Below are 21,643 nucleotides of genomic sequence, written 5' to 3' on the forward strand. Positions count from 1 at the left end.
GCTTTGCGAAACCCGAACGGGGCCTTGATCTGCCAGCAACATTGGAACGTTCAGGGTAGAGGCTCCCCCGGAAACCCAGGAGAACCTGCATGCGAGCCTTGTTCGTCGGTGGCGTGGTCGACAACAGTGAAATGGACCTGGAAGGCAGCCATCCGCCCGTGCATTACCCCGAGGACACCGGCGGCGGCCACTCGCGCTACCGGCTGCACCAGGTCGGTCATGGTGCCGACGGCAGCGTGGCCTATGCGGTGTATGGCGCGCCGGACCTGGCCGATGACGAGGTGGCGAGGGTTGCGGAGGAGCGGGCGTATGCACGCCGGTTCGAGGCGACGCCGACCCTGTTCGAGCACTGAGCGCAGCAGCCACGCATGGCGTGGCTCTACTGCAACCTCTGGTAGATCCACGCCAAGCGGGGATGGACCCGGCAGGTTGCCGTCAAACCCTCGGCGGCAACCTGCGGATGCTGGCGATCTCGTCCAACCACACATGGTGCTGCTGCACCGGCGTGTCGTAGTCATCCAGGCGCAGCTGGCCGTTGCTGCCTTCATCACCAGCGACGTTGCGGTATTGCTGCACGGTTGGCCTCACGGCCACCGTGCCGAGCAGGCGGCGGCCATCGTGCAGAATCAGTTCCACCTGCGTTTCGCCATCCAGCTGCGGCAGCAGGGCTTCCAGGCGCGCGATCTGCGCCGGATCGGTGTGGATACGTGGAGCTATACGGGACATCGGCGACCTCCTGATTGCAGGGTCGCCGATCGGCCGTGAATGTTCAGTGCAGCGCGCTGTCCGCGCGCGGCACCTGCACCTTGCGTACGGCAGCCACCAGCTGCGCCACCGAGTACGGCTTGGCGACATGCTCCTGGAAGCCCGACGCCAGCGCGCGGCGGCGGTCATCGGCACGCGCCAGTGCAGTCACCGCCACCGCAGGCAAGGTTGCCGCGTCCACGCCCATGTCCTCGCGCAGCGTGCGCACCAGCCCATAGCCATCCATGCCCGGCATGCCGATGTCGGTCAGCATTATGTGGTACTGCAGATGGCCGTTGTCGGCCAGCAGTGCCAGTGCCTCGCCGGCCGAGCTGGCCGCCGACACGCTGGCGCCCTGCTCTTCCAGCATGCGCCGCAGATACTCCAGCACCTCCGGCTGGTCTTCCACCGCCAGCACATGCATGCCCCGCAGCGGATACGGTTCGACGATCACCGGCTCCAGGATCGGCCCGCTGATGACTTCGCGCAGCGGCCGGCGCTCGGCATCCGGCAGGTGCTGGGGCAGGCGCACGGTAAACGTGGCGCCGTGGCCATGGCCTTCGCTGGCGGCGGCGACGGTGCCGCCGTGCAGTTCGACCAGCTGCTGCACGATCGCCAGGCCCAGGCCGAGGCCGCCATGGCGGCGCGTGGTGGTGCCATCGGCCTGGCGGAAGCGGCTGAACAGGTGGTTGAGGAACTCCGGTGCGATGCCATCGCCGGTGTCGCGCACCGTAATCACCCAGTGGATGCCGTCGGCCTGCAGCTGAACGTCGATGCGGCCCTCGGCCGGGGTGAACTTGATCGCATTCGAGAGCAGGTTCCAGAACACCTGCTGCAGGCGCGTGGCATCGCCCAATACCAGGCTGGGCTGCTCGGGCAGCTGCAGGTGCACGTCCAGCGCCTTGCCTTCGGCCACCAGTTCCTGCGCGCCGATGGCTTCGCCAAGCAGCGTGCGCAGGTCCAGCACTTCCACCTCCAGCTGTACCTTGCCCAGCAGCATGCTGCTGAGGTCGAGCATGTCCGAGATCAGCCGCTTCTGCGCACCGGCGCTGTTGGCGATCACGTTCAGGCCCTTGTACAGCGGGCTGGTGTTGTCCACGCGCTGCAGCAGCAGCTCGCTCCAACCGAGGATGGTGGTCAGCGGCGTGCGCAGCTCGTGCGACAGCGTGGCCAGGAACTCGTCCTTCAGCCGCGCCATGTTCTCGGCGGCGCTGCGCGCGGCGCGTTCGGACTGCAGCAGTTCCTCGCGTGCCAGTTCGATCTCGCGGCGCTCGGTCACGTCCGGGCTGCTGCCAGCCAGGCCGATGAAGCGGCCCATGCGCGAGAAGCGCGGGCGCGCGTTCATCTCCAGCCAGCGCCACTGGCCGTCGGCGCGCCGCGCACGTACCAGCGCATGCATCGAACGCTGCGCCTTCAGTGCTTCCTGCAGCTCGTACTCGAATACGGACGCATCGTCTGGATGCACCAGGCCGCGCCAGACATCTTCAGGAACGCGCGTTTCGTCGCCACCGAAAAACTCGCTGAAGGCGCTGTTGACGAAGCGGGCGTGGCCGCGCTCGTCGAGCACCCATACCGGCATCGGCAGGCCATCGGCCAGTGCGCTGAAGCGGGCTTCGCTTTCGCCCAGCTCCACTTCCATCTGCTTGCGCGCGGTGATGTCGAAGAACAGGATGCCGACCTTGTCTTCGCCCGGACGACCAACGCGCACCGCATCAACCGCGAACGAGCGGCCCAGGGCGCGCGCTTCCATCTCGAACTGGGCGGGGCGACCACTGCGGGCCACTTCACCGTAGATGCGGAACCAGTCTTCCTCGTGGTTCGGTTCCAACGCACTCATGCGCTGACCGCGTGCGTCCTTCAGGCCGGTATGGCGCTCGAAGGCGTCGTTGACCTCGATGAAACGATAGTCCACCGCGCGGTCGCCTTCGAACAGCACCTGGATCACGCAGAAACCGGCGTTGATGCGCTCAAGCACGCCATGATGCAGGTCGGGTTCGGGCGCCGGCACCAACATCGGTGGGCGCTCCACTAGGGGCGGCAGTGTGGACAAGGGCGTCTGGACGGGCCGGATTGGAGATACAGCATGTTCCAGAGAGCGTATTCACAGCGTCAAGCGCCGTCAGTCAGGGTTGACGACGATGAATTGGCGGTAACCCCCCTTGCATACGACGCAGCCAGCCATTGCAGTGACCCGGCCACCGGATCACACTCGATCCGTGATCAACATCGTCCCCAGCGCGGGGACGCAGGAGACCGTCATGAAACGCGCACTCGTGATTGCCCTGCTGGCAGGCTCCCTGGTGGCGGGCGGCGCCAACGCTGCAGCGCGCAACGTAACCGGTACGGACGCGCCGCGTGCGTTGCAGGCCAATGGCCCGGTCAGCGTGAAATGGGCGGATCCGGCCACGTTCACCGAGATCCGCCAGAGCACCAACCGCTTCGAGGCCGAACGCGGTGACTGGGTACAGCAGCTGGCCCGCTACCTGCAGACCACCGCTGCCAAGCCGCTGCAGCCTGGGCAGACCCTCGACGTCACCCTGGTGGACATCAAGCGTGCCGGTGACTACGAGCCGTGGCACGGCCCGCGTGCGCGCGACATCCGCGTGATGCGTGATATCTACCCGCCCCGCATCACCCTGCAGTACACGTTGAAGGACGCCGACGGCCGTATTGTGAGCGAAGGCGACGCCCGCCTGAGCGACTCCGGCTACCTGCAGGGCAGTGGGTTGCTGACCAACAGCGATCCGCTGCGCTACGAGAAGCGCCTGATTGATGACTGGGTGAAGCGCCAGCTCGCCAGCCAAGCCACCGCTGCGCGCTAGGCCCCTCGGCAGGTGTCGACCCTGGTCGACACGCATTCACCGCGCCGACCAAGGTCGGCCGCGACCAGAGCTGCGCATGGCGACCGCTGCGCGCCAGGCCCCCCGGTAGGTGTCGACCTTGGTCGACACGCATTACAGGGCGCCGACCAAGGTCGGCCGCTACCGAAGCCGAGCGTGGGCTCGGCGCTACACGTACACCTTCGCCACGCGCTTGACCGCGCACGGCAGCTGGTACGCGCTCACGCCGCATCGCGGCGCCAGTTCCGCCAACGTCGGCGCACTGCCCCACAGTTCCACCACGCTGCCCACCGCGGCCTGCGGATGCGCGGTCAGGTCCACCGTCAGCATGTCCATCGACACGCGCCCGATCAGTGCGCCGGGCTGGCCATCGATCAATACCGGCGTGCCATTCGGGGCGAACTGCGGATAACCGTCGGCATAGCCGAGTGCAACCACACCCACGCGGGTGCGCGCCTTGGCCACGAAGCGCGCGCCATAACCCACCGGCTCACCCGCTTCGATCCAGCGTTCGGCAATCACCTTCGACTGCATCGTCATCACCGGGCGCAGGCGCTCGGTCAGCGTGGTGTCGTCCGGCAGCGGGTTCGCGCCATACAGCATCAGGCCCGGGCGCACCCAGTCACTGCGCACGTCCGGCCAGCCCAGCAGCGCCGGCGAGTTGCAGACGCTGGTCTCGCCGTGCAGGCCGTCGATGGCGCGCGCGAAGGTCGCCGCCTGTTCGTGGGTGCGTTCGCTGTCCAGCTCGTCGGCGCGCGCCAGGTGGGTCATCAGCACGATGCGCTCGACCTGCGGCAGCGCTGACAGGCGCGCGTGCGCCGCGCGGAAGCTGTCCACGTCCAGGCCGAGGCGATGCATGCCGCTGTCCAGCTTCAGCCACACCGTCAACGGGCGCGGGCTGTCGAAGGCGGCGACGGCCTCCAGCTGCCACGGCGAACCCACGGCGAACCAGAAATCATGCTCGGCCACCAACGCCATGTCGCTGGGTTCGAAGATGCCTTCCAGCAGCAGGATCGGCGCACGGATGCCGGCCTGGCGCAGTTCCAGCGCCTCTTCGATGGTGGCCACGCCGAAGCCATCGGCCTCGCCTTCCAGCGCCTGCGCACAGCGCACCGCGCCATGCCCATAGGCATCAGCCTTGATGATCGCCAGGGCCTTGCCACCGCCCAGTTCACGGGCGAGCCGGTAATTGCTGCGCAGGGCGCCCAGATCGATCAGCGCGCGGGCAGGACGCATGTGCGGTTCTCTTGTTGCGGCGCGTGACCGTACTGGCCGTAGCGGAAAATATCCAGGCCTTCGGTGCTGATCTGCGGCTGGCGCGCGCTCATCAGGTCAGCCAGGTAGCGGCCCGAGCCGCAGGCCATGGTCCAGCCCAGGGTGCCGTGGCCGGTGTTGAGGTACAGGTTGCGGAACGGCGTGGCGCCGATCACCGGCGTACCGTCCGGCGTGGCCGGGCGCAGGCCGGTCCAGAACTGCGCGCGCGACAGGTCGCCGCCCTTCGGATAGAGGTCGCTGACCACCAGCTCCAGGGTCTCGCGGCGTCGCTGCGACAGCGACAGGTCGAAGCCGGCCACTTCGGCCATGCCACCGACGCGGATGCGGTCGTCGAAGCGGGTGACCGCCACCTTGTAGCTCTCGTCGAGGATGGTCGAGGTCGGCGCCATCGCCGGGTCGGTGATCGGCAGGGTCAGCGAATAGCCCTTCAGCGGGTACACCGGCAGGCGCATGCCCAGCGGTGCGACCAGCGCCGGCGAATAGCTGCCGAGCGCGACCACGAAGCGGTCGGCGGTTTCCAGCTTGCCGTCGATGCGCACGCCGGTGATGCGGTCGCCATCGAACTCCAGGCCGGTGATGTCCTGGTCGAAGCGGAACTCGACACCGGCCTCCACGCACATCTGCGCCAGGCGACGGGTGAACAGCTGGCAGTCGCCGGTCTGGTCACGCGGCAGGCGCAGCGCACCGACCAGGCCATCGACATGCGCCAGGGCCGGTTCGGCCTGGATGATGCCGGCGCGGTCCAACACCTCGTACGGCACGCCGTACTGGGCCAGGATCTCGATGTCCTGCGCCGAGGCATCCAGCTGCTGCTGGGTGCGGAACAGCTGGGTGGTGCCCAGGTCGCGGCCTTCGAATTCGATGCCGATCTGCGCGCGCAGCTCGTTCAGGCAGTCGCGGCTGTACTCGGACATGCGCACCATGCGCGCCTTGTTGATCGCATAACGCTCGTGGGTGCAGTTGCGCAGCATCTGCCACAGCCAGCGGTACTGGGCCAGGTCCATGCCCGGTTTGATCGCCAGCGGCGCGTGCTTCTCGAACAGCCAGCCGATGGCCTTCTTCGGCACGCCCGGGGCCGCCCACGGCGAGGTGTAGCCGAACGACAGCTGGCCGGCATTGGCGAAGCTGGTTTCCAGCGCCGGGCCGGGTTGGCGGTCGATGACCGTGACTTCAAACCCGGCCTGTCGCAGGTACCAGGCACTGGTGGTACCAATCACGCCGCTGCCGAGAACTAGGACTCGCATGGGACTTCTCCAACCCGATCATTCCCTGCACTGGAGCGCACAGGGACCATAATTGGGGAAGTATAGACAGCCATTCCCAGTTGATTTGCCTGTTTTGAAATCAACCGGCAGGATGTTCTCCTGCAATTCATTCCCCAAGGTTGACGACCATGGCCACCCGTACCCGCGAACTGGACAAGATCGACCGCAAGATCCTGCGCATCCTGCAGGCCGAGGGCCGTATTTCCTTCACCGAACTGGGCGAGCGGGTCGGCCTGTCGACCACGCCGTGCACGGAGCGCGTGCGCCGGTTGGAGCGCGAAGCGGTGATCACCGGCTACCACGCCCACCTCGACCCGGCCGCAGTGAAGGCCAGCCTGCTGGTGTTCGTGGAAATCAGCCTGGCCTACAAGTCCGGCGACATTTTCGAGGAGTTCCGGCGCGCGGCGCTGAAGCTGCCCAACGTGCTGGAGTGCCATCTGGTGTCGGGCGACTTCGATTACCTGCTGAAAGCGCGGATCAGCGAAATGGCCTCCTATCGCAAGCTGCTCGGCAGCACGTTGCTGACACTGCCGCACGTGCGCGAGTCGAAAAGCTACATCGTGATGGAAGAAGTGAAGGAAACGCTGAGCTTGCCGATTCCGGATTGAGGCGGTTGCGATCGGGGTCAGAGCCCGCGTTGCGGGCTCTGACCCCGGTCATGGCAACAGTCAACGCTGCTGTGGATGTTTCTGCGAGCGCTGTTCCTGCTGCTTGCCGCCCTTGTGCGGCTGCTGCGGGTCCATCTGCTGTTGCTGTTGCTGCTGCGGGTTGCGGCCCTGCGGTTCCTTGCCGGGATGACGGTTCTGCTGGTTTTTCATGATCGCGATCCAGTGGACAAAGGACATGCGGCGGCGAAATGCCGGCGCACGGTCACGTTGGTCCCGGAACGGTTAATCGCAGGCGAAAAAGCAGTGATTGGCAGACCGTTGTTTTCGTGCGTTCAGCCCGCACAGCCTGCAGCCGCTGCCCACCTGGATTGGCGTTGGAGGTCAGCGCTTGATCTGCTGGCCATCGCCGGCCGGCACGCTGTCGTAATAGCGGCCGGTGCGCGAGTCGAACACGCGGTTCGGGCCGGCCGGGCGCACCCCGGGAACGATGCGGCCATTGCGGTCATAGACCTTGTCGGCAGACTTCGGGACCGGCGCCGGCGCGACCTGGGCCGGACCGGTGGACTTGATCGGCTGCGTCGGCTGTGGCGAGGGCAGTACCTGCGGCTGCGGGCGCGCGGCCTGTGGTGGCGGCACCACCGGCTGCGGTGCCACGGTGGTGGCACTGCGGGTGGCGGTCGGGCTCGACGACGTCGGTACCTGGGCCTGCGCGACCAGCGGCAGCAGGGCCATCAACAACAGGGGAAGGATCGGTTTCATGGCACGCTCCGACGTGGATCGTCTTCACCATGCGCCAACGCCTGTGTGCCGCCCATGAACGGCCATCGCACTTGCAAGCGGGCGCCAGCACCCCCACGTTTTCCGGCATCCCCAGGCCATCGACCCCACGGAGCGCCGCCATGACCGCCTTCGATCTGACGCCCCCCACTGCCACCCAGACCGAGGCGCTGGTTGCCGGCCTCAGCAGCGAGGAGCGCCGCGTGCTGCTGCAGCACGGCACCGAAGCGCCGTTCTGCGGGGTATTCCTCGACAACAAACGCGAGGGTGTCTACTGCTGCCGCCTGTGCGCGCTGCCACTGTTCCGCTCCAGCACCAAGTTCGATTCCGGCACCGGCTGGCCCAGCTTCTTTGCTCCGTTCGACCCAGCGCACGTACGCGAGATCCGCGATACCAGCCATGGCATGGTGCGCACCGAGATCACCTGCGCGCGCTGCGGCAGCCATCTGGGCCACGTATTCCCGGATGGTCCGCCGCCCACCTACGAGCGCCACTGCCTGAACTCCGTCTCACTTTCGTTCACCGGCAATGGCGAGCCCTGGCCCGACCCGTTGCAGCGTGGCGGCGCAGAAAGCGGTGTGGCGGGCTGAAACACCCCCCTTGACCGATTTCACAGAATTCCCTCTTCAGAAAACCGGGCGACGGGCCGACAAGGAGATATCCCCTCTCCTTGCGTCGCCCCATGCTCATCATCGTTGGATTCCTGGTCGTCATCATCAGCGTGATCGGGGGCTATCTCGGTGCCCACGGCCGCCTGGGTGCCCTCTGGCAGCCCTACGAGCTGGTCATCATCGGCGGCGCGGCGCTCGGCGCCTTCCTGGTCGGTACCCCGGCCAAGACCGTCAAGCAGACCCTGCAGGCCATGGTGGGCGTGTTCAAGGGCCCGCGCTACAAGCAGCAGGACTATATCGATGTGCTCAGCCTGCTCTATGAACTGCTCAACAAGGCCCGCCGCGAAGGCTTCATGGCGCTGGAAGACCATGTGGAGCGGCCGGCCGAGAGCGCGCTGTTCGGCAACTACCCCAAGGTGCAGGCCGACCACCACCTGATCGACTTCATCACCGACTGCCTGCGCCTGATGATCGGCAGCAACATCGAGCCGCACGAGCTGGAACCGCTGCTGGAACTGGAACTGGAAAAGCATCACGCCGAAGCCATGGCGCCGTCGCAGGTGTTGACCAAGGTCGCCGACGGATTGCCCGGTTTCGGCATCGTGGCGGCGGTGCTGGGCATCGTCATCACCATGGGCTCGATCGGCGGGGACATCGTCGAAGTGGGCGGCCATGTGGCCGGTGCGCTGGTCGGTACCTTCCTCGGCATCCTGCTGGGCTACGGCTTCGTCGGCCCGATGGCGGCGGCGATGGAAGCGCGCGCCGAACAGGACAGCCGCATCTACGAATCGGTCAAGACCGCCCTGCTGGCCTGCCTGCGCGGCTACAACCCGAAGATCGCGCTGGAGTTTGCCCGCAAGACGCTGCCGTCGAACGTGCGCCCGGCCTTCTCCGATTTCGAGCAGCACCTGAAGACGGTCAAGTAAGCCATGGCCGAGAACAAGCCCACCGTCATCGTCCGCCGGGTCAAGAAGGCCGGCCACGCCGCCCACCACGGCGGCTCGTGGAAGGTGGCCTACGCCGACTTCGTGACCGCGATGATGGCGTTCTTCCTGGTGCTGTGGCTGATGGCCACCACCAACAAGAACGACCGTGCGGCCATTTCCGAGTACTTCCGCAACCCCAGCCCGCTGAGTGGGCAGAACGCCACGCCTGCACCCGGCATGGCCGGACCGGGCGGCGCCAGTACTTCGATGATCAAGCTGGGCGGTGCCACCGACATCTCGCGCGGCAACAGCAACGATCCCTTCCAGAACCAGAAGGAGGCCGTGCCGCAGCCGGTGGACCAGCAGCAGCGCGACAAGCAGCAGCTGGAAGCGCTGATGAAGGAGCTGCAGGAGGCGATCAGCAGGAGCCAGGCGCTGGAGCCGTTCAAGGACCAGCTGCTGCTGGACCTGACCCCGGAAGGCCTGCGCATCCAGATCGTGGACAAGCAGAACCGGCCCATGTTCGACCTTGGCAGCGCCACGCTGAAGCCGTACACGCAGCAGATCCTGCACGAACTGGCCGAGTACCTGAACCATGTGCCGAACCGGATCAGCCTGACCGGCCACACCGACATCACCGCCTATTCGGCCGCACGCGGCTATGGCAACTGGGAACTGAGCGCCGATCGTGCCAACGCCGCACGGCGCGCACTGGTGGACGGCGGCCTGGAGGACAGCAAGATCACCCGCGTGGTCGGCCTGTCCTCGTCGGTGCTGTTCGACAAGACCGACCCGCAGAACCCGATCAACCGCCGCATCAGCATCGTGGTGATGACCAAGGCCGCCGAGGAGGCCGCCCTGGCCGGTGCCGGCCCGCAGGTGGGGCTGTCGGCGCCCACCGCCGACCCGGACGTGCAGGCCGCGCAGGGTGAGGCAAAGTAGACGGTGGGTGCGGACCCTGGTCCGCACATCCGGGAAAGCGTGCGGACCAAGGTCCGCACCCACCAGGGGCATCACCCGGCGCACCCGCTACAATGGCGGTCTTTCCGTTTCCAGGTGATCCCACCCCATGTCCCAGAACTCCAAGGCCAAGCGCGACAAGCGCAAGAAGCAGCAGGCCAAGCGCCCGTTCCTGCGCCTGAACGCACAGCAGCAGGTGCAGAACCATGCCGTGCTGACCAACGAAGACGGCCAGGTGGTCGCGGCCATCGGCCTGCAGGGCCGTGAGTGGCTGCTGGCCATCGGCGGCCAGACCATGGGCAACGCCGAGAACCCGGTGCCGATGCTGGCCATGCTCAAGCACCTGGCCAACGTGCAGGAGAAGGAAGGCCGCAAGGTCAACCTGGAATACTCCGAACTGCTGCAGAAGCTGCTGGACACCCTGGCGGCCGAATCCGAGCAGACCGCCGACGAGTACCTGGACAAGCTGGTCGCCGAGTTCGAAGGCGTCGACGCTGCTGAAGGCGAGGAAGGCGAAGCCGCCGAGGGCAACGTGGCCGAAGAAGCCGCTGCCGAGGCCGCTCCGGCCGCTGACAGCGACAGCAAGCCGCAGGCCTGAACCGGCCGCGGCGGTGACGGTCTACGTCGATGACGCGGTGCATCCCTGGCGCGGACAGCGCTGGGCGCACCTGATGGCCGACACCCTGGCCGAGCTGCACGCGATGGCGGCGCAGCTCGGCATTCCCCCGCGGGCCTTCCAGAACAAGGCCAGCGGTGCCCACTACGATGTCACTTCCGAGCTGCGCGCACAGGCGATCGCGCTCGGTGCGCGGGCGATCTCACGGCACACCGACCGTGACCTGGTCAAAACGGTGATTGCCAACGCCAGGGCGCAGTACCGGCCGTAGGCCACGTCGCAGGTTCGCCGGACACCAACCGGCACCGACCGGGTAGAGTCGACTGTCAGTCGACTGCTCTCCCATCCGGCCGCGAGAACCCCGCGCTGCGCGCGATAGTCGACCAACAGTCGACTCTACCCCGTCGGGTCGTCCCCAGCGGAGCAACCCATCAGGCCGTGCCCAGCAGATCGTGCCCGCCGGGTGGTGGCGGGCGGATCGGCCCATCGCTCAGAACGGGTCGCTGCCCAGCCGGATTTCCACGTTCAGCAGCGAGCACAGCGCCAGCATTGCGTCGTCGTCGCGGGTCAGCGCCATCACGCCGGTGAAGCCGTCGCTGCCGGCATCCACGCTCCACAGCGTGTAGTTGTGCTCGCGCAGGCGGTCGAAGGCGGTGGACATCAGCTGCACGCCGTCCAGGTCTTCGGCGAAGTCCTCGTCATCCAGGTCGCCGCCCCAGTCCAGCTGCAGGTTGAAGCGCGCCGACAGCTCGTTCACCGCCGACTGCAGCGATTCCAGGTCGTCGCGTTCCACCTCGAAACCGGACTGCCAGGCGATGGCCGTGAACAGGGCCGGCAGCCAGTCGCTGTCCGCTTCCAGCGGCTGCCCGTCCTCGGCCAGGTGCTCGCGCCAGCGGTTGAACTGCTGCAGGGCCAGTTCCTCGTCGCCCGGGTTGATCAGCACCAGCAGGTTCCAGACCCGTGCCTCGAAGCCATCTTCGTCGAAGTCGTGGATGTCTTCCTCGAAGTCGAAATAGTCGCTGTTGTCGGGCATGGCGGAACTTCCTCTGGGGCAGGCCGGCATTCTACGGTTTATCCTGTGCCGCTGAAGCCGGCCTTGGTGGCCGTCACTGTGAATGAAGCGATGAGCGATACCCCTCCCGACCACCTGGCGATCAACCCGGCCAGCCCCTTCCATGATGCGCAGGCGCTGGAGCGCGGCGTCGGCGTGCGTTTCAACGACGTCGAGCGTGACAACGTCGAGGAATACTCGGTCAGCGAAGGCTGGATCCGCGTGCAGGCCGGCAAGGCCCGCGACCGCCGCGGCAACCCGATGACCATCAAGGTCAAGGGCAAGGTCGAGGTGTATTTCCTGGACCAGAAGCCGGAATAAGCACGGCTCCCGGATCCTGGGGTCAGATCCCTTTCCTGCGGAAAGGGATCTGACCCCGATCAACGCGGACCGAGGTCCGCACCCACCCGGGGTACACGGTCATTCGCGCTTGCGCGATTCCAGCAGGTCCAGGTTGCGGATCAGGCGCCGCGAGATCTCATCGGAGATCACCCCGCGCCGGGTCAACCGGAACAGCTCCTCGCGCTCGGCATTGAGGCCGGCGCTGCGCAGCTGGTGGTAGCCCATTTCCATGCGCCGTACCTTCTCCGGGTCCACGTCGGGCCCATCACTGTCGCGCTCCAGGTGCCGCTGGTAGAGCAGGCTCACCCGCGAGGCGGCGTCGTTGTACAGCTGCACGTTCTCGGTGTTCTGGTTCATCACCAGCTGCTGGCGCATGCGCTCGACCCCGGCCAGCGCGGCCTTCGACGACAGCCGGCGTGCCAGGTCCTCTTCCTTGCGCTCGCCCGAGTCAGCCGGCAGCTGCAGGCCCTTCAGCAGCTGTGGCAGCGCGATGCTGGCGCCCAGCAGCGAGAACAGGATCACCGATGCGGCCAGGAAGATCACCAGGTCACGCGCCGGGAACGCACTGCCGTCGGGCAGGAACAGCGGCAGGGTCAACACACCGGCCAGGGTGATCGCACCGCGCACGCCGGCCACCGAGGTCGCCACCACGATGCGCCAGTTCGGTGCCTCGCCCCGCTCCAGGCCGCGACGGCGCGCGCGCAGCAGGTTCCAGCGCAGCGACAACCACACCCACAACAGGCGCAGCACGACCAGTGCCAGATTGATCACCACCACATACACCAGCAGCCACCACGCACTCTGGTGGCCGGTCTCGTTCATGGTGGTGGTGGCGCGTTCGACGATGCCCGGCAGCTGCTCGCCCAGCAGCACGAACATGATGCCGTTGAAGCTGAACTGCAGCATGTTCCAGACCCCGGCGCGCTGCACGCGCATGCTGCCGGAGACGCGACCGGTCAGCTCGACATAGCTCATCGCGATACCGGCGGCGACCGCGGCGAGGATGCCCGAGGCATGGATCTCTTCGGCCAGCAGGTAGGCCGCGAACGGAATGAGCAGGTTGACCAGCATCGCCGCGCCGGGCTCTTCGCCGAAGCGGCGCCACAGCCAGCGCTGGAAGGTGGACACACCCAGCGTCACCGCCACGCCCACCGCCAATCCCGCCACCGCCACCCACACGAAGGTCAGCGAGGCCGTGGCCAGCGAGAAGGTGCCGGTCATCACCGCCGCCACCGCGAAGCGGAAGCAGACCAGGCCCGAGGCATCGTTCAGCAGCGACTCGCCTTCCAGGATGTGCATCAGGCGCTTGGGAATCGGCGCCTTCGAAGCGATCGCGCCCACCGCCACCGGGTCGGTCGGCGAGACGATGGCCGCCAGCGCGAAGCACACCGCCAGCGGCATCACCGGAATCAACCAGTGGATCAGGAAGCCGGCGCCGATGACGGTGAACACCACCAGGCCGAACGCCAGTTCGAGGATCGCGCCCTTGTCGCGGAACAGGCCCTGCTTGGGAATGCGCCAGCCATCGAGGAACAGCAGTGGCGGCAGGAACAGCAGGAAGAACACTTCCGGCTCCAGCGCGTGGCCACGGTTGAACACCCCGGCGATGACCGCACCCAGGCCGATCTGCACCAGCGGCAGCGGCAACGAGAACGGCAGGACGCGAACCAGGTAGCCGCTGGCGACAACGGCCACCAGCATCGCCAGGACGACTTCAATGGTATGCATGCTTCTTCCAGGAAGCGGCGCGTGGGGAGGCTTGGAGGCCAGCGCCGGAAACCCGGAAAAAACTACCACATGCGGCCATGGCCGCGACGGCCGGGGCCGCCGCGCGTCAGCCCCGGCTCATGCCCCGTCGAAGCGGTACAGATCCATGGCGAGGAAGCCGGCATCGATGCCGGCATCGATGCGGCGTGCGCCGAAACCGCCCTCGCCGGCCGCGCCCATTGCAAAGAACAGCGGCAGCAGGTGCTCGTCGGTCGGGTGCGCGCGTTCGGCGAACGGCGCCTGCCGGCGGTAATCCAGCAGGGCCTGGCGGTCATCAGCGGCCAGGCGCTGCTCCACCCATTCGATGAAGGGCCGCACGTACGGCGCTTCCTTGCCGTCCTGGTAGTCGCCCCAGTCGTGCAGGTTGTGGGTGATGCTGCCGGAGCCGACCAGCAGCACGCCCTGTTCGCGCAGCGGCGCCAGCGCACGGCCCAGCGCGAACTGATGCTCGGGGCCGAGCAGCGGCTGGATCGACACCGGCACCACCGGGATGTCCGCCTGAGGGCGCAACAGCCGCAGCGGTACCCACGCGCCGTGGTCGAGGCCACGCTGCGGGTCGATGGCCACTGGCAGGCCTGCGGCGGCGATGCGGCCGGCCACTTCTTCGGCCAGTGCCGGATCACCCGGTGCCGGGTACTGCAGTTCGAACAGCGCGCGCGGGAAGCCACCGAAGTCGTGGATGGTCGGCGGCTGTGGATGCGCGCCAACCAGCGGCTGCCGGCCCAGCCAGTGCGCCGAAGCCATCACGATGGCGCGCGGCGTCGGCAGATCGCGCGCCAGCTCGGCCAGGCGCACGCCAACCTGGCCCGGCTGCAGGGCAGTCATCGGCGAACCATGGGAGATGTACAGCGAAGGCAGGCGGGACATGGAATTCTCCAGTTGCAGGATCAGGCGGCGATCAGCGCGAACGCAGGGTCCACTTGCCATCGCCGAGCAGGAACAGCACCACCAGCGCCAATGCCCAGAACGCCGGGTACTCCCAGCCGCCGCCGGCATTGGCGAAACCGAAACCGTTGGCGCCGTGCACGGTAACGATGGTGCCCAGCAGCAGCGGCACGCCGACCAGGCCCACCCAGCGTGCGTAGATGCCCAGCAGCAGCGCGACGGTGATCACCAGTTCGACGCCGATGGTGAGGTAGCCGAGCACACCGGGCAGGCCCAGAGACTCGAAGAACGCCGCCGTACCGGCCGGGGTGAACACCAGCAGCTTGGTCAGTGCGTGGACCAGGAACAGCACGCCCAGAGCCAGGCGCAGCAGGGTGGCGCCATACGGCGCCAGCGGCGAAACAGGAGCGGTCGTGGTGTGCATGGCAAAGCACCTTGAAGGAAGTGGGCACAGGTTATTGCGCCTTCACTGGCCGATAAATACGATCGTTTGACCGTATTTATTTCACAAGGCGCAACAATGGACACCCTCGAGGCGACGCGCGTGTTCGTGGCGGTGGTCGAGCGCAACGGCTTCAGTGCCGCCGCCCAGGCCCTGGACATGTCCACCGCCGGCGTCACGCGCCAGGTCGCGGCGCTGGAAAAGCGCCTGTCCACCCGCCTGCTCCACCGCACCACGCGCCGGGTCAGCCCGACCAGTGCCGGCGCCGCCTACTACGCCCAGTGCGTGCGCCTGCTGGCCGAATTCGACGCGCTGGAGGCCAGTATCGGCGCGCAGGCGCTGGAGCCTTCGGGCACGCTGCGCATCAACGCACCGGTGAGCTGGGGCATTGCCCGCCTCGGCCCGCTGCTGGCCAGTTATCGCCAGCGCTTCCCGCAGGTGGAGCTGGACCTGGCGCTGTCCGACCGGCTGGTGGACATGGTCGAGGAAGGCTACGACGTGGCCATCCGCATCACCCGCGAGCCCGGTCCCACGCTGATCGCGCGCCGCCTGGGCGAATCGAGGGTGAGCCTGTGTGCCGCGCCGGCCTACCTGGCCGCACACGGCACCCCGCAGACCCCGCAGGAGCTGCAGGCACACGCATGCCTGAGCTACAGCTACTGGGCCGCAGGCAACAACTGGCCGCTGCAGGGGCCCGGCGGTGAAGTGAAGGTGTCGGTAAGCAGCCTGCTGCACGCCAACAACGGCGACGTGCTGCGCGAAGCGGCGATCGCCGGCATGGGCGTGATCCTGCAACCGGACTTCCTGCTGGAAGACGCACTGGCCGATGGCCGTCTGGTGCGCGTCCTGCCCGAGTGGGAGGCCGCGCCGATCGGCATCTTCGCGGTCTACACCAGCCGCAGCCACCTGGCACCGAAGGTGCGCAGCTTCATCGACCACCTGGTGGAAACCGGGGTGTAGCCGAGCCTGGCGTTTGCGGTAGTGCCGGCCGCTGGCCGGCAATCAGACACCTCCCGGTCCTGGGCGAATGCCGGCCAGCGGCCGGCACTACCACTTAGGCGGCGACCTCATCCAGCGCGTCGATGATCCGTTCCAGCGGTGCCGGCCGTCCCAGCAGGTAGCCCTGCACCTGGTCACAGCCGTGCGCAGCCAGCCAGTCCAGCTGTCCCGGCGTCTCCACGCCTTCGGCGATGATGGTCAGGCCCATGCTGTGGCCCAGCGACAGCAGTGCGCGGCAGATCGAGGCGTTGCGTGGATTGGTTTCCACGTCCGCCACGAAGCTGCGGTCGATCTTCAGTATGTCCAGCGGCAGGTGCTGCAGGTAGGACATGCTGGAATAGCCGGTGCCGAAGTCATCCAGCGACACGCTGATGCCCTGCTCGTGCAGGCGCTGCATGGTCTGCATCGCCTGCCCCGGCTTGCGCATCAGGCTGCTCTCGGTCAGCTCCACGTGCAGGGCACCGCGGGCCAGGCCGAAGTCCTGCTGGGCACGGGTGAATTCGGCCACCAGGTCGCTGTTGAAGAACTGCACCGCCGATACATTGACCGCGATCGGCAGCTCGCCCCAACCGGCCTCGACCAGCCGGCGCTGCGCTTTCGCCGCCGCGCGGATCACCCAGCGGCCCAGCGCGAGGATCAGCCCGGTCTCCTCGCACAGCTGGATGAACTCGTTGGGCGGGATGAAGCTGCCGTCGGCCTGCGGCCAGCGCAGCAGCGCCTCCAAGGCGGCCGGGGTGCCATCGCTGGCATGCCGGATCGGCTGGAAATAGAGCTGGAATTCGTTGTCGATGGCGGCATGGATGCGCCCGGCCAGGCGCAGCCGGTCGGCCAGCCGTGTGGTCACCGCCGCATCGAACCAGACCACCACGTTGCCCTCGGCACGCGCCGCGTGCGCCGCCTGCGCGGCCATGCCGATCACCTGTTCGGCGCTATGGCCGTCACCGGCCACATGCACCGCAACGCCGATGCGCGGCTCGAACTGGTGCAGTGAATCCTTGCCGCGCATCGGCGCCGACACGATCTGCAGCAGGTCGTCCAGCACGCGCTGGGTATCGTGCTCGGCACCGATGGCGAACACGAAGTCCTCCGCCGGCTGGAACGCCAGCGTGCCGCAGCGTGCGCCCAACCCGCCCAGGCGGGTCGCCATCGACTGCAGCACGGCATCACCGATCTCACGGCCCAGCGTATCGGCCACCAGCTGCAGTCCGCGCAGTTGCACGAAGGCGATGGTATAGCCCTCGCCCTGCTCATCCAGCTGGTCGGTCAATGCACGCACGTTGAGCAGGCCGGTGGCCGGGTTGTGCCGTGCCTGGTAGGCCAGGTCGCGCTCGTAGGCCAGCCGTTCGCTCACATCCTCGGCCAGCACCAGGCACGCGGGCTGTCCGTCGAAATCGAGTTTGGACAGGTGTGCGCGCACCTCGAACACACTGCCGTCCTTGCGCCGGTGCAGGCGCACGGTTGCGTCGGGGGGATCGCCCACCTGCGCGCGCTGGATGGCACCACGCACCTCGTCCCAGCCTTCGCGCGGGCGGATGTCGAGGATGCTCATCGCCAGGAACTCCTCGCGGCTGTAGCCGTACTGGCGCACCGCCGCGTCATTGACCTCGATGAAGCGCAGCGTGTCCGGGTCGAACACCCAGAATGGCGCCGGGTTGCGGTCGAACAGCAGGCGGAAGCGGCGTTCCACTTCGCTCATCTGCTCGCGCGCCTGATAGCGTTCGCTCAGGTCGGTCAACGCGCCGATCATGCGTCGTTCGCTGTCGGCCACCTCCACCCGCTGTCCGCGCGCGCCGACCCAGCGCACTTCACCACCGGGCAGCACCAGGCGGAACACCTGGTCGAGCACTGCGCCGCCGGCAAAGGCTTGGTCGAAAGCCTGCTGCAGGCGCGCGGCATCATCGCGATGCACGCGCGCGAAGAAATCCGCGACCGGCAAGGCGTCGGTCTGTACCCCAAAGATCTCGCGGGCCAGCGGCGACCAGCGCAGCAGCGCGGCGTCCTCATCCACGTACCAGGTGCAGACACGCCCGACCTGATGGGCCAGACGCAGCTCGGCATGGCCCGCCTTCAGTTCCTCGGCCATCGCCTGCTGGCTGCGGGTACTGCGGCGCACCGCATACAGCAGCACCAGCAGCACCACGACGTAGGCCAGCACGATCGCCACCGATGCCTGCAGGTACGGCCACCAGGGTGCCAGCACGTCTTCATCGGCCAGGCCGATCTGCACCGCCAGCGGGCTGCGGTCGAGCGTACTGATGGTCGTGATGCGCGGCACACCATCGACCACGCCGGGCAGGCTGCCGAGCTCGACCACCGCCTGCTTGCCGAGCAGGTCACGCCGCGGCAGGTCGTAGCGGCGACCGACCGTGCCATGCGGATCGGGCACGCGCGCCAGCATGTAACCCTCGGCGTCGGTGATCGAGACCAGCCCGTTGGGACCAACATCCAGGCCGCCGGCGATGCGCTGCAGTTCACCACAGCGCAGCCGTGCCAACAGCCAGCGTTCACCGGCCATCGGCAGTGCCAGCGGCACCACCCAGTCGCCATCGCTGGCCCGCTGCGGCGGGCCGATGTACAGGGCACTGCCCTGCCCCCGGCGCAGCGGGTCGGTCCACAGCGGCAGCTGCAGGTCGCCGCGCCCGGCGGTCAGCGCGCGCCCGTGGCGGTCCAGCACCACGATGCTGTGCAGTTCAGCGTGGCGGCGCAGCACGCCACCGATGGCCGCCTCCAGCAGTGCCGGAGCCTGTGACGGCACGCTGCGGAACAACTCACCGGCATCGCCGGCGATGCCGGTCATCGCCCGCTCCAGATTGCGCAGTTCCAGCGCCAGCAGGCGCTCGCTCCCCACCGCCAGCGCCCGGCTCTGCCGCTGCGCCGCCTCCAGGCGGCGGTGATGGTCGTTGGCCAGCATGGTGGCCAATCCGGCCACCAGCAACAGGCCCAGCAGCACGCCGCCCCAGGTGATGGCGCGCAACGGACGGGCCAACGCCCGCTTCAACGCGGGCATCGGTCGATCTTCCTTGTGCAGTCGGCTGGCTTCATGCGCGAACGAATCCTCCACATCCCCGACCTCAACGGCCGGCGGACGCCATTCTTGACGCCTGACCCCGTCCTGCATGGCCACCTCCCCGTGTCCGCGCAGGGCTCCAGGGCCCAGCATGCACCACCCCGGTGACGGCGTGAAGATCGCTTCGGCGCGTTCAGCCAGATCCTGCACAGGACCGGCCAGCCACAGGGACGGCCAGCCGGGCTGCGGCGGATTAGACTTGGGGTTTTCCGCTGCAAGAGAAGTCCATGTCCAAGCTGCGCCGTCCCACCCTGGCACTGGCCATCGTTGCCAGCCTGTCCCTGGCTGCCTGCGACCGTCCGGCCGATCCGGCCGCTGGCACCGCCAAGCCCGCCGAGGCTGCACCCGCTGCCGCCAAGCCGATGCTGGGCAGCTTCGGCTTCGATGCCAGCGGCATGGACCGCAGCATCGCGGCCGGCGATGACTTCTTCGGCTTCGCCAACGGCACCTGGGTGAAGAACACCGAGATTCCGGCCGACCGTTCGCGCTTCGGCAGCTTCAACGTCATCGCTGAAAAGACCCTGGCCGACACCCGCGCCATCCTCGAGGGTGCGGCCGGCAATGCGCAGGCCAGCGGTGACGACAAGCTGATCGGCGACTACTACGCCGCCTACATGGACGAAGCCGGCATCGAGCAGCACGGCATCGCCCCGGTGCAGCCGCAGCTGAAGGCCATCGATGCGATCGCCGACAAGGCTGGCCTGGCACGTGCCCTCGGCGGCGAGATGCGCGCCGACGTCGACCTGCTCAATGCCACCAACTTCTACACCGACCGCCTGTTCGGCCTGTGGGTGTCGGTGGACCTGCTGCAGCCGGACCGCACCGCGCCGTACCTGGTGCAGGGCGGCCTGGGCATGCCCGACCGCGACTTCTACCTGGGCGGTGGCCGCATGGCCGAGCTGCGCAAGCAGTACCAGGCCTACATCGCACAGATGCTGCAGCTGGCCGGCGTCGCCGATCCGGCGGGCAAGGCACAGCGCATTCTCGCGCTGGAAACGAAGATCGCGCAGGCGCACGCCACCCAGGAAGAAACCAATGACGTGACCAAGGGTGCCAATCCGTGGACCCAGGCCGACTTCAATGCGAAGGCGCCGGGCATGGACTGGAGCGCCTTCCTCGACGCGGCCGCACTGGGCAAGCAGCAGGACTTCATCGTCTGGCAGCCCAAGGCCGTGGCCGGCCTGTCCAGGCTGGTCGCCACCGAGCCGCTGGATGCCTGGAAGGACTACCTGGCCTTCCACGCGCTGGACCGCGCCGCTGCCTACCTGCCGAAGAAGTTCGCCGATGCCCGCTTCGCCTTCCACGGCACCGCGCTGAGCGGCACGCCGCAGCAGAGCGACCGCTGGAAGCGTGCGGTGGACGACGCCAACCATGCCGTCGGCGAAGCGATCGGCAAGCGTTACGTCGAGAAGCACTTCGACGCCAGGACCAAGGAACGCGCGGACGAGATGGCGAAGAACATCATCGCCGCCTTCGCCAAGCGCATCGATGCGCTCGCGTGGATGTCGCCGCAGACCAAGGCCAGCGCCAAGGCCAAGGTGGCCGGCCTGACCGTGGGCATGGGCTACCCGGAAAAGTGGCGTGATTACACCGGCCTGGAGATCCGCCGTGATGACGCGCTGGGCAATGCGCAGCGCGCCGAACTGTTCGAGTACCAGCGCAACATCGCCAAGCTGGGCAAGGCAGTCGACCACAGCGAGTGGGCGATGCTGCCGCAGACCATCAATGCGATGAACGTGCCACTGGAAAACCGCCTGGTGTTCCCGGCCGCGATCCTGCAGCCGCCGTTCTTCGACGGTGCCGCCGACGACGCAGTGAACTATGGTGCGATCGGCGCGGTGATCGGCCATGAGATCAGCCATGGCTTCGATAACGCCGGCGCGCTGTTCGACGAGACCGGCAAGCTGCACAACTGGTGGACCGCCGAGGACCTGAAGCAGTTCAACGCCGCCGGTGATGCGCTGGCCGCGCAGTTCAGCAGCTACGAGCCGTTCCCGGGCGTGCATGTGAACGGCAAGCTGACCCTGGGCGAGAACATCGCCGACGTGGCCGGCCTGGGCACTGCCTACGATGCCTACCAGCTGTCGCTGCAGGGCAAGCCGGGCCAGACCCTGGAAGGCTTCACGCCGGACCAGCGCTTCTTCCTGGGCTTCGCCCAGGCGTGGCGCAGCAAGAGCCGCGAGCAGGCGCTGCGCAACTCGCTGCTGACCGATGTGCATGCGCCAGGGCAGTTCCGCGCACTCACCGTGCGCAACATCGACGCCTGGTATCCGGCGTTCGAAGTAAAGGAAGGCCAGAAGCTCTACCTGGCCCCGGACAAGCGGGTCAAGGTGTGGTGATGTAACCGGAACGGGCGCCGCGAGGCGCCCGTTTCATTTCCCGGTAGCTGCCAACCTTGGTTGGCGAATGCCCCGCTCGGGTGGATGCCAACCTTGGTCGGCACATGCCTCGCTCTGGTAGCTGCCAAC

At 67.5% G+C, this 21,643-nt stretch carries 22 protein-coding genes; 11 read left to right on the forward strand and 11 right to left on the reverse strand.

Annotated elements, in window-relative coordinates; all coding sequences use genetic code 11:
- Positions 1 to 89 precede the first annotated feature (89 nt).
- Positions 90 to 353 carry a hypothetical protein gene (locus tag H4O10_RS08945; RefSeq protein WP_005407925.1) on the forward strand — a complete coding sequence of 88 codons (264 nt, stop codon included), beginning with the start codon at positions 90 to 92 and terminating at the stop codon, positions 351 to 353.
- 82 nt (positions 354 to 435) lie between these two features.
- Here H4O10_RS08945 and H4O10_RS08950 read toward each other — a convergent pair whose 3' ends face one another.
- The gene (locus H4O10_RS08950; protein ID WP_024957100.1) at positions 436 to 726 is read right to left on the reverse strand and encodes a DUF3247 family protein; all 291 of its coding nucleotides are present in this window, start codon (positions 724 to 726) and stop codon (positions 436 to 438) included.
- Between the two features lie 43 nt (positions 727 to 769).
- Positions 770 to 2,758: an ATP-binding protein gene (locus H4O10_RS08955; RefSeq protein ID WP_049453934.1), complete on the reverse strand. Its 1,989-nt coding sequence runs from the start codon at positions 2,756 to 2,758 to the stop codon at positions 770 to 772.
- Positions 2,759 to 3,002: 244 nt separating this feature from the next.
- Between H4O10_RS08955 and H4O10_RS08960 the strand changes: the two genes are divergently transcribed.
- Positions 3,003 to 3,566 (forward strand): DUF3016 domain-containing protein, encoded by a 564-nt coding sequence (locus H4O10_RS08960; protein ID WP_049431987.1) that lies wholly within the window; start codon positions 3,003 to 3,005, stop codon positions 3,564 to 3,566.
- Positions 3,567 to 3,752: 186 nt separating this feature from the next.
- Here H4O10_RS08960 and alr read toward each other — a convergent pair whose 3' ends face one another.
- Positions 3,753 to 4,820 (reverse strand): alanine racemase, encoded by a 1,068-nt coding sequence (gene alr, locus H4O10_RS08965; protein WP_005412128.1) that lies wholly within the window; start codon positions 4,818 to 4,820, stop codon positions 3,753 to 3,755.
- A complete protein-coding gene (locus tag H4O10_RS08970) occupies positions 4,799 to 6,103 on the reverse strand; it encodes a D-amino acid dehydrogenase (protein WP_033833710.1) in 1,305 nt (434 codons plus the stop codon). The genes alr and H4O10_RS08970 overlap by 22 nt, the downstream gene beginning before the upstream one ends.
- A gap of 149 nt (positions 6,104 to 6,252) precedes the next feature.
- Between H4O10_RS08970 and H4O10_RS08975 the strand changes: the two genes are divergently transcribed.
- Complete coding sequence (locus H4O10_RS08975) at positions 6,253 to 6,732, forward strand: Lrp/AsnC ligand binding domain-containing protein (protein WP_004140558.1); 480 nt, start codon at positions 6,253 to 6,255, stop codon at positions 6,730 to 6,732.
- A 60-nt stretch (positions 6,733 to 6,792) separates the two neighbouring features.
- Here the strand turns inward: H4O10_RS08975 and H4O10_RS08980 are convergent, their stop codons facing one another.
- Both H4O10_RS08980 and H4O10_RS08985 read right to left on the reverse strand, forming a co-directional pair.
- Positions 6,793 to 6,969, reverse strand: coding sequence for a hypothetical protein (locus H4O10_RS08980; protein WP_033833709.1), 177 nt, complete (start codon positions 6,967 to 6,969; stop codon positions 6,793 to 6,795).
- A 144-nt stretch (positions 6,970 to 7,113) separates the two neighbouring features.
- Complete coding sequence (locus H4O10_RS08985; RefSeq protein WP_033833708.1) at positions 7,114 to 7,491, reverse strand: hypothetical protein; 378 nt, start codon at positions 7,489 to 7,491, stop codon at positions 7,114 to 7,116.
- 140 nt (positions 7,492 to 7,631) lie between these two features.
- On the opposite strand from H4O10_RS08985, the gene msrB reads away from it, so the two are divergent.
- From msrB to H4O10_RS09010, 5 genes are all read left to right on the forward strand, one after another.
- Positions 7,632 to 8,099, forward strand: a complete 468-nt coding sequence (gene msrB, locus H4O10_RS08990; protein ID WP_005412124.1) for a peptide-methionine (R)-S-oxide reductase MsrB — start codon at positions 7,632 to 7,634, stop codon at positions 8,097 to 8,099.
- A gap of 92 nt (positions 8,100 to 8,191) precedes the next feature.
- A complete protein-coding gene (gene motA / locus H4O10_RS08995; RefSeq protein ID WP_005407915.1) occupies positions 8,192 to 9,046 on the forward strand; it encodes a flagellar motor stator protein MotA in 855 nt (284 codons plus the stop codon).
- A 3-nt stretch (positions 9,047 to 9,049) separates the two neighbouring features.
- The gene (gene motB / locus H4O10_RS09000) at positions 9,050 to 9,988 is read left to right on the forward strand and encodes a flagellar motor protein MotB (protein WP_012479024.1); all 939 of its coding nucleotides are present in this window, start codon (positions 9,050 to 9,052) and stop codon (positions 9,986 to 9,988) included.
- Positions 9,989 to 10,115: 127 nt separating this feature from the next.
- A complete protein-coding gene (locus tag H4O10_RS09005) occupies positions 10,116 to 10,604 on the forward strand; it encodes a hypothetical protein (protein ID WP_012479023.1) in 489 nt (162 codons plus the stop codon).
- A 13-nt stretch (positions 10,605 to 10,617) separates the two neighbouring features.
- On the forward strand, positions 10,618 to 10,893 hold the full coding sequence (locus tag H4O10_RS09010; RefSeq protein WP_049453931.1) for a DUF4031 domain-containing protein: 276 nt from the start codon (positions 10,618 to 10,620) through the stop codon (positions 10,891 to 10,893).
- Between the two features lie 219 nt (positions 10,894 to 11,112).
- On the opposite strand, the gene H4O10_RS09015 is transcribed toward H4O10_RS09010, so the two are convergent.
- Positions 11,113 to 11,655 carry a hypothetical protein gene (locus H4O10_RS09015; protein WP_005407911.1) on the reverse strand — a complete coding sequence of 181 codons (543 nt, stop codon included), beginning with the start codon at positions 11,653 to 11,655 and terminating at the stop codon, positions 11,113 to 11,115.
- Between the two features lie 90 nt (positions 11,656 to 11,745).
- On the opposite strand from H4O10_RS09015, the gene H4O10_RS09020 reads away from it, so the two are divergent.
- On the forward strand, positions 11,746 to 11,994 hold the full coding sequence (locus H4O10_RS09020) for a DUF3297 family protein (protein ID WP_005415112.1): 249 nt from the start codon (positions 11,746 to 11,748) through the stop codon (positions 11,992 to 11,994).
- A 99-nt stretch (positions 11,995 to 12,093) separates the two neighbouring features.
- Here H4O10_RS09020 and H4O10_RS09025 read toward each other — a convergent pair whose 3' ends face one another.
- From H4O10_RS09025 to H4O10_RS09035, 3 genes are all read right to left on the reverse strand, one after another.
- The gene (locus tag H4O10_RS09025) at positions 12,094 to 13,743 is read right to left on the reverse strand and encodes a Na+/H+ antiporter (protein ID WP_049453929.1); all 1,650 of its coding nucleotides are present in this window, start codon (positions 13,741 to 13,743) and stop codon (positions 12,094 to 12,096) included.
- A 117-nt stretch (positions 13,744 to 13,860) separates the two neighbouring features.
- Entirely contained in the window at positions 13,861 to 14,649 is a 789-nt protein-coding gene (locus tag H4O10_RS09030; RefSeq protein ID WP_005407908.1) for a class III extradiol ring-cleavage dioxygenase, read from the reverse strand.
- A gap of 31 nt (positions 14,650 to 14,680) precedes the next feature.
- Complete coding sequence (locus tag H4O10_RS09035; protein WP_005407907.1) at positions 14,681 to 15,091, reverse strand: DoxX family protein; 411 nt, start codon at positions 15,089 to 15,091, stop codon at positions 14,681 to 14,683.
- A 96-nt stretch (positions 15,092 to 15,187) separates the two neighbouring features.
- Between H4O10_RS09035 and H4O10_RS09040 the strand changes: the two genes are divergently transcribed.
- Positions 15,188 to 16,069 carry a LysR family transcriptional regulator gene (locus tag H4O10_RS09040; RefSeq protein WP_049453928.1) on the forward strand — a complete coding sequence of 294 codons (882 nt, stop codon included), beginning with the start codon at positions 15,188 to 15,190 and terminating at the stop codon, positions 16,067 to 16,069.
- Between the two features lie 94 nt (positions 16,070 to 16,163).
- On the opposite strand, the gene H4O10_RS09045 is transcribed toward H4O10_RS09040, so the two are convergent.
- The gene (locus H4O10_RS09045) at positions 16,164 to 19,226 is read right to left on the reverse strand and encodes an EAL domain-containing protein (protein WP_088470414.1); all 3,063 of its coding nucleotides are present in this window, start codon (positions 19,224 to 19,226) and stop codon (positions 16,164 to 16,166) included.
- A gap of 176 nt (positions 19,227 to 19,402) precedes the next feature.
- Here H4O10_RS09045 and H4O10_RS09050 point away from each other — a divergent pair, with 176 nt between their 5' ends.
- Positions 19,403 to 21,514: a M13 family metallopeptidase gene (locus tag H4O10_RS09050; RefSeq protein ID WP_033833703.1), complete on the forward strand. Its 2,112-nt coding sequence runs from the start codon at positions 19,403 to 19,405 to the stop codon at positions 21,512 to 21,514.
- Positions 21,515 to 21,643 lie beyond the last annotated feature (129 nt).

Source organism: Stenotrophomonas sp. I18B00994 (assembly GCF_014145825.1).
GTDB classification, from domain to species: Bacteria; Pseudomonadota; Gammaproteobacteria; order Xanthomonadales; family Xanthomonadaceae; genus Stenotrophomonas; species Stenotrophomonas maltophilia.

Excerpts from the sequence above, each read along its gene's own strand:
- H4O10_RS08945 (WP_005407925.1), top strand. The coding sequence starts at position 90 with ATGCGAGCCTTGTTCGTCGGTGGCGTGGTCGACAACAGTGAAATGGAC.
- H4O10_RS08950 (WP_024957100.1), bottom strand. The coding sequence starts at position 726 with ATGTCCCGTATAGCTCCACGTATCCACACCGATCCGGCGCAGATCGCG.
- H4O10_RS08955 (WP_049453934.1), bottom strand. The coding sequence starts at position 2,758 with ATGTTGGTGCCGGCGCCCGAACCCGACCTGCATCATGGCGTGCTTGAG.
- H4O10_RS08960 (WP_049431987.1), top strand. The coding sequence starts at position 3,003 with ATGAAACGCGCACTCGTGATTGCCCTGCTGGCAGGCTCCCTGGTGGCG.
- alr (WP_005412128.1), bottom strand. The coding sequence starts at position 4,820 with ATGCGTCCTGCCCGCGCGCTGATCGATCTGGGCGCCCTGCGCAGCAAT.
- H4O10_RS08970 (WP_033833710.1), bottom strand. The coding sequence starts at position 6,103 with ATGCGAGTCCTAGTTCTCGGCAGCGGCGTGATTGGTACCACCAGTGCC.
- H4O10_RS08975 (WP_004140558.1), top strand. The coding sequence starts at position 6,253 with ATGGCCACCCGTACCCGCGAACTGGACAAGATCGACCGCAAGATCCTG.
- H4O10_RS08980 (WP_033833709.1), bottom strand. The coding sequence starts at position 6,969 with ATGTCCTTTGTCCACTGGATCGCGATCATGAAAAACCAGCAGAACCGT.
- H4O10_RS08985 (WP_033833708.1), bottom strand. The coding sequence starts at position 7,491 with ATGAAACCGATCCTTCCCCTGTTGTTGATGGCCCTGCTGCCGCTGGTC.
- msrB (WP_005412124.1), top strand. The coding sequence starts at position 7,632 with ATGACCGCCTTCGATCTGACGCCCCCCACTGCCACCCAGACCGAGGCG.
- motA (WP_005407915.1), top strand. The coding sequence starts at position 8,192 with ATGCTCATCATCGTTGGATTCCTGGTCGTCATCATCAGCGTGATCGGG.
- motB (WP_012479024.1), top strand. The coding sequence starts at position 9,050 with ATGGCCGAGAACAAGCCCACCGTCATCGTCCGCCGGGTCAAGAAGGCC.
- H4O10_RS09005 (WP_012479023.1), top strand. The coding sequence starts at position 10,116 with ATGTCCCAGAACTCCAAGGCCAAGCGCGACAAGCGCAAGAAGCAGCAG.
- H4O10_RS09015 (WP_005407911.1), bottom strand. The coding sequence starts at position 11,655 with ATGCCCGACAACAGCGACTATTTCGACTTCGAGGAAGACATCCACGAC.
- H4O10_RS09020 (WP_005415112.1), top strand. The coding sequence starts at position 11,746 with ATGAGCGATACCCCTCCCGACCACCTGGCGATCAACCCGGCCAGCCCC.
- H4O10_RS09025 (WP_049453929.1), bottom strand. The coding sequence starts at position 13,743 with ATGCATACCATTGAAGTCGTCCTGGCGATGCTGGTGGCCGTTGTCGCC.
- H4O10_RS09030 (WP_005407908.1), bottom strand. The coding sequence starts at position 14,649 with ATGTCCCGCCTGCCTTCGCTGTACATCTCCCATGGTTCGCCGATGACT.
- H4O10_RS09035 (WP_005407907.1), bottom strand. The coding sequence starts at position 15,091 with ATGCACACCACGACCGCTCCTGTTTCGCCGCTGGCGCCGTATGGCGCC.
- H4O10_RS09040 (WP_049453928.1), top strand. The coding sequence starts at position 15,188 with ATGGACACCCTCGAGGCGACGCGCGTGTTCGTGGCGGTGGTCGAGCGC.
- H4O10_RS09045 (WP_088470414.1), bottom strand. The coding sequence starts at position 19,226 with ATGCAGGACGGGGTCAGGCGTCAAGAATGGCGTCCGCCGGCCGTTGAG.
- H4O10_RS09050 (WP_033833703.1), top strand. The coding sequence starts at position 19,403 with ATGTCCAAGCTGCGCCGTCCCACCCTGGCACTGGCCATCGTTGCCAGC.